Raw genomic sequence first — 15,166 nt, 5'->3', positions numbered from 1 at the left:
ATGATCAGGCGATTTTTCCTACCCTATCATACGGTATTAAATCATCAATTTAATAAATCGAATCAATAAATTGGATATCGCCCCGGATCGCCGGCCGCTTAAATGGCGCCATCAACAGCGATCAGTAGTATAAACAGACCTTACTTACATGAATTTCACGTGTCAAGCAAAATTCCGATATGCCGTTTGCCGTCATAGCGTTTGTATCGATGCGGTCAGCTTATAATTTTTGGCAATGAAAAAAGTTAACTATATATTAAGCCGCTGAAATTTATATTTTAATTTTTATCCTGAAAGAACTAATGCCGGTTGATCAGGCTTTCGCCTAAAATGGCGCAATGCCATAAAAATACCAAGCGATTAGCCGGGGGCCGAGAAACAGGTACACGATAGCCCCGATGGAAAGAAACGGTCCAAAGGGCAGGGCAAATTTTAAATCTTTCCGGGCAAGCAGCATAAGCAGGACACCGGTTAGGGTGCCGGTAACTGATGCGATAAAAATCGTGAAACAAACGCCCTGCCATCCCAAAAAAGCCCCGATCATGGCCAGCAGTTTGATGTCGCCGCCGCCCATGCCCTCTTTGCGGGTGATTAAATAATAGCCCCAGGCGATGGCAAAAAGGAGGCCGCCGCCCAGGAGAATGCCGATAATCGAATCGATATAACTCAGCCGATCCAGGAAAAAAGAGGCGGCAAAGCCAATGGGAATGCCGGGCAGGGAGATGCCGTCCGGTATGATCTGGTGGTCCAGATCAATATAGATGACAATAATGAATGCGCAGATCAGTATAAAATAGATCAGGGCATCCACGCTCAGGCCGAAATATAGGATCACCACCGCGGCCATCAGACCGGTGAGGGCTTCGACCATAGGGTAGCGAAACGATATCGGCTGGCTGCAATGCCGGCATTTGCCCCGCAGCCAGATATAGCTTAGAATCGGAATATTGTCATAGAAACGGATGGAATGGCGGCAGGCGGGGCAGTTGGAACCCGGGAAGGCAAGGGATTCGGCACGCGGAATGCGGGCGATGCAGACATTTAAAAAGCTGCCGATGCAGGCCCCGGCGATAAAGGCCATGATCAATATGAGAGGATAGGCTGTCATCTGTTGAAATACTATTGCGTTGATTGGATGGGCGGGTACCCCCGCGTGTTTTATAAATCCGCAAGCCTTGCCTGTCATAGCACAAGTGCGGCGTCAGGTTAAGATGTTTTTTTATTATTGACATCTGTTCGCTGGTATTGAAGATTGCAGGGATTATTATAGGGAGGGAGCGGATATGTCCGCCGGGCCCGCATGGATGAATGAATCTGACTTTGTGCCATTGAGTTTTACTGGTATGTGATTATTTTGTTTAGTGATATAAATCGGTCTTTATAACCGTCCGCTTGAGCATCAATATAAAATTAAATAAAATTAAAAAAATTTACTTATCCGATATATAGGAGAAACATGGCTGAAACAGATAAAGATGATCTTGTTACTCTGCTCCAGGAAGATGACCAGGTTGAGGATATACCTGAAAAACTAGCGCTGCTGCCGGTCCGGGACGTGGTAATTTTTCCGGATATGGTCCTGCCGCTCTATGTCGGCCGGGAGAAATCCATCCAGGCGGTTGAAGCGGCCATGGACAACGAACGGATGTTGTTTCTCGCCACCCAGAAGGATCCGTCGGTGGAAGATCCCAGGCCGGATGACATCTTTCGGATCGGTACGGTGTGCCGGATTCTGCGCGTTTTAAAACTTCCGGAAGGCCATTTCAAGGTGCTGATTCAGGGCCTTGAAAAAGCACAGGTCGCCCGCTTTACCGCCAAAAAGTATTTTTACAATGTAAAAATTAATTTAATTCCGGATATTTCATATGAATCTGTTGAAGTAGAACATCAGGCATTGATGCGTAACATCCGGGAAAGCTGCGAAAAAATTCTAAACATTCGCGGTGAGTATACCAGCGAAATCGGTATGCTGTTAGAGGATATTGAAGATCCCGGCAAACTGGCCGATCTGGTGGCTTCGAACTTAAAGCTAAAGATCGAGGAGGCCCAGGAGCTGCTTGAGATTTCGGATCCGATTGAACGGCTCAGAAAGGTCAATGATCTGCTGACCCGGGAGGTTGAGCTCTCTACGGTACAAGCCAAGATTCAGTCGGATGTACGCGATGAGATCTCCAGGAGCCAGCGGGATTATTTTCTCAGGGAGCAGGTCCGGGCCATCAACCGGGAGCTGGGCGATGACGAGAAAACAGAGGAGGTCTCTGATTACCGCAAAAAGCTCAAAAAGGCCAAGCTGCCCAAGGAGCCGGCCAAGGAAGCGGAAAAGCAGTTAAAACGGCTGGAGCAGATGCACCCGGATTCCTCTGAGGCCACGATTGTCCGGACTTATCTCGACTGGCTGGTGGAGCTTCCCTGGAGCAAGACCACCAAGGATGTACTTGAGATCCCGCGGGTCAAGCAAATGCTGGATGAGCACCATTACGGCCTGAAAAACGTCAAGGACCGGATTCTCGAATACTTAAGCGTCCGCAAGCTCAATCCCCAAAAGAAGGGGCAGATCCTGTGTTTCGTGGGTCCCCCCGGGGTGGGCAAAACCTCGCTTGGCCAGGCCATTGCCACGTCCATGAACCGCAAATTTTTCCGGTTTTCTTTGGGCGGCATCCATGATGAGGCGGAGATCCGGGGCCATCGGCGGACCTATATCGGCTCCATGCCGGGCCGCATTCTTCAGGGGTTGAAGCAGTGCGGCACCAAAAATCCGGTCTTTATGATGGATGAAATCGATAAGGTCGGCAGTGATTTCCGGGGCGATCCCTCGGCTGCGCTTCTGGAGGCGCTCGACCCGGAGCAGAATGCCAACTTCAGCGACCACTACCTGAATGTCCCGTTTGATCTGTCCAGTGTGCTTTTCATCCTGACCGCCAATCTGACCGATACCATTCCGTCGGCGCTCCTTGACCGGATGGAGGTGGTGCACTTATCCGGCTATACCACGGAGGAAAAGGAGATTATCGCCAAAAAGCATCTGTTCCCCCGCCAGAAAAACGAGTGCGGCCTAAAAGATGCGGATCTGCGGATAAGCGACCAGGCGCTCAATCAGATCATCACCGAATATACGTCAGAGGCGGGTTTGCGGAATCTGGAGCGCGAGCTCGGCAGCATCTGCCGTAAGGTGGCCCGCAACATCGCGGAAGGCAAAAAACCCCCTTTCCATATATCGCGCAATAACCTGCATCATTATCTGGGAGTGCCGAAATATCAGCCGGAAATGGATCAGGAGGAAAGCCAGGTAGGGCTGGCCACCGGGCTTGCCTGGACCCAGGCGGGCGGCGAGCCCCTCTATGTGGAAGCCTCGCTTCTGGAAGGCAAAGGGGATCTGATCATCACCGGCCAGCTGGGGGAGGTCATGCAGGAATCGGCCCGGGCCGCAGTCAGCTATGCGCGGGCGCATCGCGAGGATTTTGGTCTGAAAAAAAATTTTTTTGAAAATCTGGATGTGCATATCCATGTCCCGGCCGGCGCAATTCCCAAGGACGGGCCGTCTGCCGGCATTTCTATGGCCACCGCCCTGATCTCGGCCTTAACCAATCGGCCGGTCAATACCTTTGTGGCCATGACCGGCGAAATTACCCTTCGCGGCCGGGTCCTGCCCATTGGCGGGCTTAAGGAAAAAGCTATCGGTGCCTTGCGCGCCGGGATTAAGACCATTATCATACCCGAGAAAAACAAGAATGAACTCCCGGAGATTCCAAAGAGCGTGAAGCGAAAAATCCGCTTTATCCCGGTAGGCTCCATTGATGAAGTGATTGCCATTGCCATTGGCGATGACCTCATCCAATCAGCATCCCCCAAAAAAAAGACCGCTGCCCGGACCAAAAAGCCGGCGAATAAAGGCCGGGCGGGTACTGCCAAATGAGGGTGCTTGCTGTTGACACGGCCACCCGGGTCTGCAGTGTGGCCGTGGTTGAAAATCAGGGACTGCTTGCCGAGTTGACGGTCAATCACGGGCATACCCATTCCACGCACTTGATGCCCATGATCGACCAGCTTCTTTCCCAGTGCCGGCTTTCTGTTCATGATCTGGACGGCTTTGCCGTGACCATCGGCCCGGGCAGTTTTACCGGTTTGCGCATCGGATTGAGCACGATCAAGGGGCTTGCTTTTGCCACCGGAAAGCCGGCTGCCGGCGTGTCCGCCCTGGAGGTATTGGCCCATCAGTTTTCCTGTGCCGGCCGCCCGATCTGTTCCATGATTGATGCCAGAAAAGGGGAGGTTTATGCGGCGGGATATATATTGAGGAATGGCGCACCGGTAGAAGTCTGGCCGGCCGCGGCCGTAACCCTTGAAGATGCAGTGGCCGGCATGTCCACAGGCATATCCGACGGTATAGCCGGGGAGTGTCTGTTTGTCGGCAGCGGCGCCCGCCTGTATCAGGACAAAATCGCCGGGCTGCTCGGCCGCCGGGCCGCTTTTGCGCCGGCCGGACAGGATGACATTCGGGCCGCCACCGTCGGGAAACTGGGAATAGGGCGGCTAATCCAAGGGCAGTTCTCCCCGCTTTACCAGCTGAATCCCTGGTATATTCGGCCTTCTGATGCTGAACAAAAAATGGGCGGTCAATCTTTATTAGGCCGGGCAAACCAGGAGCAAGCCGGATAATCCCCGGGACAGCCTCATCAGGGCAAATTTGTTCTGTATCCAAATCGAAATCGCTATCGGGATCGAAATCGAAAAAAATATACCCTTGGACACGAAAAGCTGGACGTCTATCGCCTTTCAATAGGCTACGTTGCATGGGTTTACGAGAAGGCCGACAGCCTGAACGGAGTCCATCGGCCCGCCCGGGATCAATGGCTTCGGGCCAGATCCAAATCGAAATCGCTATCGGGATCGGGATCGAAATCGAAAAAATATGACCCTTGGACACGAAAAACTGGACGTCTATCGCCTTTCAATAGGCTACGTTGCATGGGTTTACGAGAAGGCCGACAGCCTCGGCCCGCCCGGGATCAATGGCTTCGGGCCAGCCAGTCGATACCGCTCAATATCGCCGAAGGTAATGGCAAGACCGCGGAAGCCGACCGAAGGCGTTATTTCGAAATCGCTCGTGGCTCCGCGCTTGAGTGCGCGGCGATTCAAGATGTGCTGGTTGTCGGCAAGGCGCTGGACAAGATGGAAAGCCGGAACCGCAAGGATGAACTCGACCGTATGGCCGCGATGCTCAGCCGTCTCGGCGGAAGAGGATACCAAGTTCGAAAGGATCAGGAAGTCTACAGCATCGATTTCGATAGCGATAGCGATTTCGATCCCGATTTCGATCCCGATAGCGAAGAAAACGAATCCCAACCTTAGCTTTAACAGGACCGGGGGTATGGATTTTGCGGTTAGAACAAATTAGCCGTGACAGCCTCACCAAATTTATTGACAAAATTCCTTCCTTAAAGTATATTAATTTGATTACATTATACATATCAAGCTGGGTGGATGGTCATGGATTATCGGTTTAATCGAGTGGACCCTCCCCAGACGAGCGCTTTGCCCGTTGCAAATGCGGGGTATCCCTTTATCGGGGCCGCCGCATTCTGCACGTTTGTTTTTGCCCTGCTCGAAATCGCATGGCTCGCTATTCTGGGGTTGATTGCCACTTTTTTTATTACCTATTTTTTTCGGGATCCGGAGCGGTTTGTGCCGTCGCCGGAAAATGCCGTGGTATCCCCTGCGGACGGGCGGGTGGTCCAGGCGGAAGTGGTTGATCAGAATCCCTTTATTGAGGGGCGGTGCTTAAAAATCGGCATATTCATGTCCATTTTTAATGTGCATGTAAACCGGATTCCGTATACAGGTACCATTGAAAATACGATTTACAAGCCCGGCAAGTTTGTTTCAGCAGACAAAGCGGCCGCCTCCTTGCAAAATGAGCAGCAGGCGCTTGTCCTGGAAACGGAAAAAGGGCAAAAAATCGGATTTGTTCAGATCGCCGGCCTGGTGGCCCGGCGCATCATCTGCCGGGTCCAGCCCGGGGATGCAGTAAGCCGGGGGGAGCGATTCGGGATGATATGTTTCGGATCGCGGCTGGACGTCTACCTGCCGGCGGAGGCCTCGGCCGAAGTGGCCAAAGGCGACAAGGTGAAAGCGGGACAATCGATTATCGGATATCTAGAGTAGAAAAAATTTAAATTTTGGAACTGATTCAACCGTAAGGAGCGACAGGAATGACGAAAGCCTACAATATTGCAGTAATCCCCGGTGACGGCACCGGCCCGGAAGTGGTGGCCGAGGGGCTTAAGGCCCTGGATGCCGCAGCCGCTGAATATGGATTTGAAATGAAATATCATCACTATGATCTGGGCGGCGAGCGCTACATGAAAACCGGCGAGGTGCTGCCCGATTCTGTGATCGAGGAACTCAGGCAGGTGGACAGCATTTTTCTGGGCGCCATCGGCCATCCGGATGTCAAGCCCGGCATCTTGGAAAAGGGGCTTTTGTTAAATCTCCGGTTTTCGCTGGATCAGTATATTAATCTGCGGCCGGTAAAGCTTTATGAAGGGGTATATACCCCAATAAAAAACAAAACCTCCGATGACATTGATTTTGTGGTGGTGCGGGAAAACAGCGAAGGGCTTTATGCCGGGGCAGGCGGCATTCTAAAGCAGGGCACCCCGGACGAGGTGGCGGTTCAGGAATCGATCAATACCCGGAAAGGGGTGGAGCGCTGCATCCGGTTTGCCTTTGAGTACTGCCGGGGCCGGAATAAGTCCAAAAAGATCACCCTTTGCGGCAAGACCAATGTGCTGACCTATGCCTTTGACCTCTGGGAGCGCACCTTTTATGAAGTGGCTAAGGATTACCCGGACATTGAAACCGACTATGCCCATGTGGATGCCATTTGCATGTGGATGGTAAAGAATCCGGAGTGGTTCGATGTAATCGTCACAGACAATATGTTCGGCGACATCATCACAGACCTGGGCGCCATGATTCAGGGCGGCATGGGCATTGCCGCAGGCGGCAACATTAATCCGGAAGGGGTTTCCATGTTTGAGCCCATTGGCGGCTCCGCCCCCCGGTACACCGGGAAGCAGATTATTAACCCCATCGCCGCCATTTTATCGACACAGCTGCTCTTGGAGACGATCGGCGAACAGCCGGCTGCGGATGCGGTTGAGGCCGCGGTTCAAAAAGTTTTAAAGGATGACATCAAGGATGTTTCTGCCGGAAAGATGGGATACTCGACCAGCGAGGTCGGCGATCTCGTCGCAAGCTATATTAAATCCGGACAAACAGGAGCCTAAGCAGTGAAACAGATACCCATGACCCCCCAGGGCTATGAAACCCTGAAAACCGAATTGCAGCAATTGAAATCCGTTGAACGGCCGCGTAATATTCAGGCCATTGAAGACGCCCGGGCCCACGGGGATTTGTCTGAAAACGCCGAATTTGATGCAGCCAAGGAAAGACAGAGTTTTCTGGAGAGCCGAATCAACGAACTGGAATATAAGCTGGCCAATGCCGACATCATTGACCCCCGCAATATCTCCAAAGATAAGGCCGTATTCGGCTGTACGGTGGTGCTTGAAAATATTGATACCGGCGATGAGGTGACCTATCAGCTGGTGGGCCCGGAGGAGTCAAGTATCAAAGCGGGGCGGATCTCGGTGACATCCCCGCTCGGCGGGGCCATTATCGGCAAGCAGCTCGGCGATGAAATTGTGATACAGGCCCCGGCCGGCAAACGCAACTACGAATTAATCGATATATTGTAAATTATTTGGAGGGTTAACAATGGCACGCGTGACCGTAGAGGATTGCCTGAAACGAATTCCAAACCGTTTTTTTCTGGTCCATGTGGCGACCAAACGGGTCCGTCAATTAAATGAGGGCGCCCCGCGCCTGATTAAAGATTCGGATAACGAGGATGTGGTGACTGCGCTGCGCGAAATTGCCGCGGGTCACGTCTTTATCAAGGAAGCGGAAACCGAGGCAGAAGAAGAATCAACGGAATAATCGGCTGATCTGGGCCGAATCTCCACCTGCCATGTCAGAATATAATTACAAAGCCATCAACCGGGATCTTGGCCGGGCCATCCATCAGTATGACATGATCGCCGACGGGGACCGAATATTGGTCGGGGTCTCCGGCGGAAAGGACAGCCTGACCCTTCTGTGGTTTTTAACCGAGCGGCTGGCCCGGATACCGATCTCCTATGAGGTCTTTCCGGTCTATATCGATCCCGGCTTCCCCGGCGGATTTGACCGGGGCCTGAACGAGTGGGCGGAAGCACAAGGTTTTTCGCTTCGCATCGATTATACGGATAACGGCGTGGTGGCCCACAGCCGCGAAAATCTGGAGAACCCCTGTTTTTTATGTGCCCGCCGCCGCCGTCAGCGGCTCTTTGAAATCGCCGAGCAGCTGGGATGCAACAAACTCGCCTTTGGCCACCATAAGGATGATATTGTCGAGACATTTTTTATCAACATGTGCTACACCGGCGTCCTGGGCACCATGTGCCCGGTGCAGCCGATGTTTGAGGGCCGTTTCCACATTATACGGCCGCTCGCATTTGTTGACGAGGCCCGTCTCCAGCGGTTTGCAGACGATCAGGGGTTCCCGGAGTTTGACAATCCCTGTCCGACTGCCAAAACATCAAAGCGGCGGGAGATTAAAGATATCCTGGGCCGGCTTTACCAGGGCAATAAAAATATAAAAGACAACATATTTCGTTCGTTGAGTCATGTGAACCAGGAGTATCTGCTGTAGATGATTTTTAACTGGAGCAAACCAGGACCAGCCGAAGCCATGCGACACTGTAATACCATGAGAGATGTTCAGAATGAGCGGGATTACCGCAATATGCCGATAAACAAGGTCGGCATCAAGAACCTGCGCTATCCGATTACCGTATTGGACCGCGGGCGCGGGCATCAGCACACCGTGGCATCCATTAACATGTATGTGGATCTGCCCCATGAATGCAAGGGCACCCACATGAGCCGGTTTGTGGAGATGCTGCATCTTTTCCGTCCCAAGCTGTCGTTGAAAACTTTTTCCGATATTCTGGGCCAGATGAAGCACCACCTAAATGCGGCCTCCGCCCATATCGAGGTGACGTTTCCCTATTTTATTGAAAAAATCGCCCCCGTGTCCAAGTCCCCGGGATTGATGGACTATACGTGCCAGTTTGTGGGCTCGATCAATTCTGACAGCAAGGTGGATCTGGTTTCCGAGATCGTTGTGCCGATCTCTTCGGTCTGCCCGTGTTCAAAGGAAATCAGCGATCAGGGCGCGCATAATCAGCGGGGCAAGGTTTGCCTGCGGACCCGGTTTAAAAAGTTTATCTGGATTGAGGACATGGTGGAGCTGGTTGAGCGCGCGGCCTCCTGTGATATCTATTCGGTGCTGAAACGCTCGGATGAGAAGTTTATTACGGAAAAGGGGTATGCCAATCCCAAGTTCGTGGAGGATATTGTCCGGGATATCGCCCTTGAACTGCAGTCGGACGCAAATATCACCTGGTTTGATGTGGGGGTGGAGAATTATGAGTCCATCCACAACCACAACGCCTATGCGTGTATTACCAGCGGGGATCGACCAAAAATCTAGCAGGCTGTCCTTGAAAGTATTCCCCCCGGGCCGTGCGCCCGGGACCGAGCCTATAAATAACTTTAAAGGCACTGAGGCACGGTAAATTTGTTCTATCTATTTTTCAGGCGGGCACGGTGGCCCGCCCTACGAATGGGGAAAAACCCGATTCATCGTAGGGTCGGCCACCGTGCCGACCATAAATTTTTGATTTCATTAACCTAATACCTAATACCCAAAACCTAATACCCGTGAAGTTACTTAGAAGTCATTGTTCCTGAATCAACTTTTTGATTTCTGCGAGTATCGGTTCCGTCCGCTTGCCCTTTGTATTTAGCAGGATGACAAATCGATAAAGCCCTGTCCCGGATTTAATATAGCCCACCCGGGTTTGAATCCCGTCCAATGTGCCGGTTTTGTAGTAGATGTTACCGCTGTTCGGCATCAATTCGTAATATCCGGCAAATTCCGCGAGAATCCGATCAAACATCGCGGCAGATGCCCGGTTTTTACGCGAAATGCCGGATCCTTCCGCCAGTTCAATGTCGGTTATGCCAAGCTGCTTTTGGCAGTATCGCCTAAGCAGGGTCACGCCCTTTTCCAGGGTGGCCGGCGGTCCGTAAACCGCTGCCCCGGCAGCCAGAAGGACCTGATTGGCCATATAGTTGTTTGAATATTTAAAAAGTCTCCTTGTGATTTCAGTCAGCGGATATTCGGACGCATGCCGATAGATAAGATCCGCCTTTTGCGGCTTAAGGGCCCCCTCTCTGATGCGGCCGGACACGGTGATCCCGGCCTGGGTTAAGAAATGTTCAAACAGCTGGCCGGCATAAACCAGCGTCTCGCCAAAATGATCGGATAAGAGAACCCTGCCTGCGGACAGATTCTTTTCTTTAATCCGGCTTAAGGCCACCGGAAGCATCGGGGTCTGCGGCTCGGCGCTGACGATCCGGCCGTTTCGGGTTTTAAAATTTATGGTGTTAAAGTTAACGCAAAGTGCGCCGCTGGGCGCATTGTAGGGCTGCTCCGTGTCGGCGGCCACCCCGGGAACGTCAACAGGGTTTTTAAAATAGGTGCCATCCAGCACAATATTCTGAACCCGGTCAATTCGGGATTTTAAAACCTTGGCAATGTCTGATACCGCCTCTGAAACAAGCATCGGATCGCCATAGCCCTTAATCAGCAGATCATCTGTTTGAGTGCGGTAGAATTCAGTGGGGAATCGATAATCCGGGCCTAAGTAATGGAGCGCGGCCAATGCGGTTAAGACCTTGAGCGCGGAGGCGGGGGCGAGCTTTTTGCGGCTGTTATGGGAAAATACGGCTTCTCCGGATTCCGTGCTCACCAGTACCGCATCATTTTTTCCCGCCATGGCCTTGATGGCCCCGGCCGGCGTTTCTGCGGCCGCACATGCCGGCCCGGAAATCCAGAAAGCGAAAATGCAGAAAACAGCAGATATCAGGAAAAACAGGAAATAAACAGATTTGTGCCGGCATTGGCGGCCCATCCAGTTCTTCATGCCGCTCTTATCCGTTTTCCGCCGGCGGGCTTTCCAGGATCAGGGTGACCGGGCCGTCATTTATCAGGGAGACATCCATCATGGCGCGGAATTGGCCGGTTTCAGCCGGCACCCCGTTTTCTCTTACCTTCCGGACAAAGTATTCATATAGGTGCTCGGCGTTCTCCGGTTTCGCTGCATTGATAAATGAGGGGCGCCGGCCTTTGCGGCAGTCGCCGAGCAGGGTAAACTGGGAGACCACGAGCATGGCGCGGCCGGTGTCCAGCAATGACAGGTTCATTTTATTGTTTTCATCCTCGAATATACGTAAGTTTATGGCTTTATCCGCCAGAAAGGCCGCGTCGGATTCGCCATCTGTCCGGGACACGCCCAGAAGCACCAGAAGCCCCGGGCCGATGCGGCTGATGGTTTTGCCGTCAACCGATACCGCGCTTTCCTTTACCCGCTGGATCACCGCTTTCATAGCCTTTTCTCCCCGATTTCCAATTTCACTTCATCTACTTTTTTAAACAGACCCCGGCCCGGATGTCAAGGCATGCTAATTTCCTGCCACGGCTAATTTGTTCTAACCGCAAAATCCATACCCCCGGTCCTGTTAACGCTAAGGTTGGGATTCGTTTTCCTCGGGATCGAAATCGCTATCGGGATCGAAATCGATGCTGTAGACTTCCTGATCCTCTCGAACTTGGTATCCTCTTCCGCCGAGACGGCTGAGCATCGCGGCCATACGGTCGGGTTCATCCTTGCGGTTCCGGCTTTCCATCTTGTCCAGCGCCTTGCCGACAACCAGCACATCTTGAATCGCCGCGCACTCAAGCGCGGAGCCACGAGCGATTTCGAAATAACGCCTTCGGTCGGCTTCCGCGGTCTTGCCATTACCTTCGGCGATATTGAGCGGTATCGACTGGCTGGCCCGAAGCCATTGATCCCGGGCGGGCCGATGGACTCCGTTCAGGCTGTCGGCCTTCTCGTAAACCCATGCAACGTAGCCTATTGAAAGGCGATAGACGTCCAGTTTTTCGTGTCCAAGGGTCATATTTTTTCGATTTCGATCCCGATCCCGATAGCGATTTCGATTTGGATACAGAACAAATTAGCCCTGAATTTCCTGCTAATTTCCTTGACATAGAAATCTTTTCTGGCTTATTTTAATAAATTTTAAATTTCGTCAAATATATCGCTCGACCGCATCTCCGGCAGAAAAGCGCCGGCCATACGATCGCTTTTATGATTCAGTGAACGAGGAGCCACTTTCATGAATTACAAGGATACCCTGAATCTGCCGCAAACCAAATTTCCGATGAAAGCCAACCTGGCGCAGAAAGAGCCGGCCCAGTTAAAGCAGTGGGAGGCGGACGGCTTGTATGAGAAGATCCGGGCCCGGTCCGCCGGCCGGGAGCCTTTTATCCTGCATGACGGCCCGCCCTATGCCAACGGCAACATCCATATCGGGACCGCGTTAAATAAGATATTAAAAGATATTGTGGTGCGCTCCCATCAGATGAGCGGCTATGACGCCGTGTTCGTTCCCGGCTGGGACTGCCACGGCCTTCCCATCGAACACGCCGTGGACAAGACACTGGGGCCGAAGAAAAAGGATATGTTCCGGGTTGAAATCCGCAAGGCCTGCCGGGAGTTTGCGGAAAAATACATCGGGATTCAAAAGGATGAGTTTAAGCGGCTGGGCGTGATGGGGCAGTGGGATGATCCGTATCTGACCATGAATTACCGGTATGAGGCCACCATTGCCAAAAAATGCGCCGAGTTTGCCCTGGACGGGAGCCTCTTTCGCAGCAAAAAGCCCATCCACTGGTGCTGCAGCTGTAAAACCGCGTTGGCTGAGGCAGAGATCGAATACGGGGATGAAGCCTCCCCGTCCATTTATGTCAAATTCGCCTTAAAGGATGACGTTGCAGACAAGATTCCCGAGGTTGCCGGAAAGTCCGTTTATCTGGTGATCTGGACCACCACGCCCTGGACCCTTCCCGCCAATCTGGCCGTGGCGCTGCATCCGGATTTTACCTATTCGGCTGTTGAAGCGGCCGGCGGCGAGGTCTATATCCTGGCCCGGGACCTGGTGGAAAACTGTATGAAGCAGTTCGGGATAGCCGATTATAAAATTCCGGCGGATGTGGATCCCCATGCGTTTGAGAATCTGAAATGCCGGCACCCCCTGTATGACCGGGAGTCTCTGATTATCCTGGGCTCGCATGTGACCCTGGAGGCGGGCACCGGGTGCGTGCATACCGCGCCCGGCCACGGCCGCGAAGACTTTGACATCAGCCGCCACTATGATCTGCCCGCATTTTCCCCGGTGGATGACAAGGGCTGTTTTACCGACGAAGTGGATCTTTTTACCGGCCAGTTCGTGTTTAAAGCGGATACCGCTATTATTGAAGCATTAAAATCAAGCGGGGCCCTGCTTGCATCCGATACCTTCAGCCACTCCTATCCGCACTGCTGGCGGTGCAAAAAACCGGTGATTTTCCGGGCCACCCCGCAGTGGTTTATTTCCATGGATAAAACCGGACTGCGCGAAAAAGCCCTTAAGGCCATTGATACCGTAAAATGGATCCCGTCCTGGGGGCGTGACCGGATCTACGGGATGATCGCCAACCGGCCGGACTGGTGCGTCTCCCGCCAGCGCTCCTGGGGCGTGCCCATTACTGTTTTTTACTGTCGAAAGTGCGGCGCACTCCACGTAGATCAGGCGGTGATTGACCGGATCTTTGAGCTGTTTGCCGAACATGGCGCAGATATCTGGTTTGAAAGTGATTCGGGCTTGTTTCTGCCTGAGGGCACTTCATGCGAGGCCTGCGGCAGCACGGAGTTTGATAAGGAGACCGATATCCTGGATGTCTGGTTTGATTCCGGGGTGAGCCATGCCGCGGTTTTGGATGACCGGCAAAATCTTCGCTGGCCCGCGGATCTTTATCTCGAGGGCAGCGACCAGCACCGGGGCTGGTTTCACAGCTCGCTTTTAACCGCAGTGGGCTCTAAGAACAAGGCCCCGTACCGGATGGTGCTGACCCATGGCTTTGTAGTAGACGGTGAAGGCAAGAAGATGTCCAAGTCCATGGGCAATGTCATCGCCCCGAAAAAGGTGATAGACAAGTACGGCGCGGAAATTTTGAGGCTCTGGGTGGCGGCTTCGGATTACAAGGATGATATCCGGATTTCTGATAACATCCTGAAGCAGTTAAGCGATGCCTACCGGCGGATTCGCAATACCTGCCGGTTTATCTTAGGCAACCTCTATGATTATGATCCGGCGGACCACCCCGTGGCAAGTAAATCCATGCCCGAGCTGGACCGGTATATGCTGCACGGGCTTCAGGCGCTTATCGGCAAATGCCGGGCCGCCTATGATGAATTCGAGTTCCATGGGGTCTACCACACCCTCTACAATTACTGCACCATTGATTTGTCCGCCTTTTATCTGGACATTTTAAAGGACCGTCTGTACACGTCTCCGCCGGACTCCGTGGACCGGCGCAGCGCCCAGACGGTCATGCACATGCTGATCGATGGGCTGACAAAGATCATGGCGCCGATTCTGCCGTTTACCGCGGATGAGATCTGGCAGTTCATCCCCTATGCCGGAGAAAAGGCGCATACCGTGCATATGACGGATTTTCCCGCCCCAAACCCGGATTTTCAGGATGATGAGCTGGCTGCGAGATGGGAGAAAATTCTTGAGGTGCGCGGCGAGGTTACCAAGGCGCTTGAAAAAGCCCGGGCGGAAAAAACCATCGGCCATTCCCTGGATGCCTCGGTGCGGCTTTTTGCCGGGAAGGATCTGTATGAACTGCTTCTGCCCTATGCCGGGGATCTGCGTGCCATATTCATTGTATCCGATGTTCGGTTAGAACCCGCCGAAAACGCAAATAACGATGGCGAGGGAACGGATATGACGGATTTGTTTATCAGGGTGATGCCCGCGCCCGGGGACAAATGCCCGCGCTGCTGGGTGCATGATACTTCGGTGGGCGCGGATAACGAGCACCCCGAAATCTGCAGCCGCTGCCGCCAGGCCCTTGTTCAAATTACCGGCTAAGGGAGCGTCCGCT

At 52.9% G+C, this 15,166-nt stretch carries 14 protein-coding genes; 10 read left to right on the top strand and 4 right to left on the bottom strand.

The window, feature by feature from the left end; translation table 11 throughout:
* Positions 1 to 325: 325 nt before the first annotated feature.
* Positions 326 to 1,108: a prepilin peptidase gene (locus tag U5L07_03045; GenBank protein MDZ7830709.1), complete on the bottom strand. Its 783-nt coding sequence runs from the start codon at positions 1,106 to 1,108 to the stop codon at positions 326 to 328.
* A gap of 348 nt (positions 1,109 to 1,456) precedes the next feature.
* Between U5L07_03045 and lon the strand changes: the two genes are divergently transcribed.
* The 9 genes from lon to folE2 all read left to right on the top strand — a co-directional run bounded on the left by lon (position 1,457) and on the right by folE2 (position 9,598).
* Positions 1,457 to 3,913 (top strand): endopeptidase La, encoded by a 2,457-nt coding sequence (lon, locus tag U5L07_03040; protein ID MDZ7830708.1) that lies wholly within the window; start codon positions 1,457 to 1,459, stop codon positions 3,911 to 3,913.
* Positions 3,910 to 4,656 (top strand): tRNA (adenosine(37)-N6)-threonylcarbamoyltransferase complex dimerization subunit type 1 TsaB, encoded by a 747-nt coding sequence (gene tsaB, locus U5L07_03035; GenBank protein ID MDZ7830707.1) that lies wholly within the window; start codon positions 3,910 to 3,912, stop codon positions 4,654 to 4,656. Before lon ends, tsaB begins: the two co-directional genes overlap by 4 nt.
* A gap of 309 nt (positions 4,657 to 4,965) precedes the next feature.
* Positions 4,966 to 5,349: a four helix bundle protein gene (locus U5L07_03030; GenBank protein MDZ7830706.1), complete on the top strand. Its 384-nt coding sequence runs from the start codon at positions 4,966 to 4,968 to the stop codon at positions 5,347 to 5,349.
* A 138-nt stretch (positions 5,350 to 5,487) separates the two neighbouring features.
* Positions 5,488 to 6,162 (top strand): phosphatidylserine decarboxylase family protein, encoded by a 675-nt coding sequence (locus U5L07_03025; GenBank protein MDZ7830705.1) that lies wholly within the window; start codon positions 5,488 to 5,490, stop codon positions 6,160 to 6,162.
* A gap of 47 nt (positions 6,163 to 6,209) precedes the next feature.
* A complete protein-coding gene (locus U5L07_03020; GenBank protein MDZ7830704.1) occupies positions 6,210 to 7,289 on the top strand; it encodes a 3-isopropylmalate dehydrogenase in 1,080 nt (359 codons plus the stop codon).
* Between the two features lie 3 nt (positions 7,290 to 7,292).
* Positions 7,293 to 7,760: a transcription elongation factor GreA gene (greA, locus tag U5L07_03015; GenBank protein ID MDZ7830703.1), complete on the top strand. Its 468-nt coding sequence runs from the start codon at positions 7,293 to 7,295 to the stop codon at positions 7,758 to 7,760.
* Positions 7,761 to 7,779: 19 nt separating this feature from the next.
* The gene (rpoZ, locus tag U5L07_03010; protein ID MDZ7830702.1) at positions 7,780 to 8,001 is read left to right on the top strand and encodes a DNA-directed RNA polymerase subunit omega; all 222 of its coding nucleotides are present in this window, start codon (positions 7,780 to 7,782) and stop codon (positions 7,999 to 8,001) included.
* Positions 8,002 to 8,032: 31 nt separating this feature from the next.
* The gene (locus U5L07_03005) at positions 8,033 to 8,755 is read left to right on the top strand and encodes an ATP-binding protein (GenBank protein MDZ7830701.1); all 723 of its coding nucleotides are present in this window, start codon (positions 8,033 to 8,035) and stop codon (positions 8,753 to 8,755) included.
* Positions 8,756 to 8,812: 57 nt separating this feature from the next.
* Positions 8,813 to 9,598 (top strand): GTP cyclohydrolase FolE2, encoded by a 786-nt coding sequence (folE2, locus tag U5L07_03000; GenBank protein MDZ7830700.1) that lies wholly within the window; start codon positions 8,813 to 8,815, stop codon positions 9,596 to 9,598.
* 247 nt (positions 9,599 to 9,845) lie between these two features.
* On the opposite strand, the gene U5L07_02995 is transcribed toward folE2, so the two are convergent.
* From U5L07_02995 to U5L07_02985, 3 genes are all read right to left on the bottom strand, one after another.
* Positions 9,846 to 11,096 carry a D-alanyl-D-alanine carboxypeptidase gene (locus U5L07_02995; GenBank protein MDZ7830699.1) on the bottom strand — a complete coding sequence of 417 codons (1,251 nt, stop codon included), beginning with the start codon at positions 11,094 to 11,096 and terminating at the stop codon, positions 9,846 to 9,848.
* Positions 11,097 to 11,103: 7 nt separating this feature from the next.
* Positions 11,104 to 11,559, bottom strand: coding sequence for a D-aminoacyl-tRNA deacylase (gene dtd / locus U5L07_02990; GenBank protein ID MDZ7830698.1), 456 nt, complete (start codon positions 11,557 to 11,559; stop codon positions 11,104 to 11,106).
* A 138-nt stretch (positions 11,560 to 11,697) separates the two neighbouring features.
* The gene (locus tag U5L07_02985) at positions 11,698 to 12,132 is read right to left on the bottom strand and encodes a four helix bundle protein (GenBank protein MDZ7830697.1); all 435 of its coding nucleotides are present in this window, start codon (positions 12,130 to 12,132) and stop codon (positions 11,698 to 11,700) included.
* Between the two features lie 219 nt (positions 12,133 to 12,351).
* Between U5L07_02985 and ileS the strand changes: the two genes are divergently transcribed.
* Entirely contained in the window at positions 12,352 to 15,153 is a 2,802-nt protein-coding gene (gene ileS / locus U5L07_02980) for an isoleucine--tRNA ligase (GenBank protein MDZ7830696.1), read from the top strand.
* Positions 15,154 to 15,166 lie beyond the last annotated feature (13 nt).

Source organism: Desulfobacterales bacterium, assembly GCA_034520365.1.
In the GTDB taxonomy this organism is placed as follows: Bacteria; Desulfobacterota; Desulfobacteria; order Desulfobacterales; family Desulfosalsimonadaceae; genus M55B175.
The sequence above is the reverse complement of the archived record's forward strand: the minus strand, read 5'-3'. Positions and strand labels throughout refer to the sequence as shown.

What these genes read in the sequence shown, in the direction of transcription:
- lon (MDZ7830708.1), top strand. Translation starts at nt 1,457, where the DNA reads ATGGCTGAAACAGATAAAGATGATCTTGTTACTCTGCTCCAGGAAGAT.
- U5L07_03005 (MDZ7830701.1), top strand. Translation starts at nt 8,033, where the DNA reads ATGTCAGAATATAATTACAAAGCCATCAACCGGGATCTTGGCCGGGCC.
- U5L07_03020 (MDZ7830704.1), top strand. Translation starts at nt 6,210, where the DNA reads ATGACGAAAGCCTACAATATTGCAGTAATCCCCGGTGACGGCACCGGC.
- folE2 (MDZ7830700.1), top strand. Translation starts at nt 8,813, where the DNA reads ATGAGAGATGTTCAGAATGAGCGGGATTACCGCAATATGCCGATAAAC.
- tsaB (MDZ7830707.1), top strand. Translation starts at nt 3,910, where the DNA reads ATGAGGGTGCTTGCTGTTGACACGGCCACCCGGGTCTGCAGTGTGGCC.
- U5L07_03045 (MDZ7830709.1), bottom strand. Translation starts at nt 1,108, where the DNA reads ATGACAGCCTATCCTCTCATATTGATCATGGCCTTTATCGCCGGGGCC.
- U5L07_03030 (MDZ7830706.1), top strand. Translation starts at nt 4,966, where the DNA reads ATGGGTTTACGAGAAGGCCGACAGCCTCGGCCCGCCCGGGATCAATGG.
- U5L07_03025 (MDZ7830705.1), top strand. Translation starts at nt 5,488, where the DNA reads ATGGATTATCGGTTTAATCGAGTGGACCCTCCCCAGACGAGCGCTTTG.
- rpoZ (MDZ7830702.1), top strand. Translation starts at nt 7,780, where the DNA reads ATGGCACGCGTGACCGTAGAGGATTGCCTGAAACGAATTCCAAACCGT.
- U5L07_02995 (MDZ7830699.1), bottom strand. Translation starts at nt 11,096, where the DNA reads ATGAAGAACTGGATGGGCCGCCAATGCCGGCACAAATCTGTTTATTTC.
- U5L07_02985 (MDZ7830697.1), bottom strand. Translation starts at nt 12,132, where the DNA reads ATGACCCTTGGACACGAAAAACTGGACGTCTATCGCCTTTCAATAGGC.
- ileS (MDZ7830696.1), top strand. Translation starts at nt 12,352, where the DNA reads ATGAATTACAAGGATACCCTGAATCTGCCGCAAACCAAATTTCCGATG.
- dtd (MDZ7830698.1), bottom strand. Translation starts at nt 11,559, where the DNA reads ATGAAAGCGGTGATCCAGCGGGTAAAGGAAAGCGCGGTATCGGTTGAC.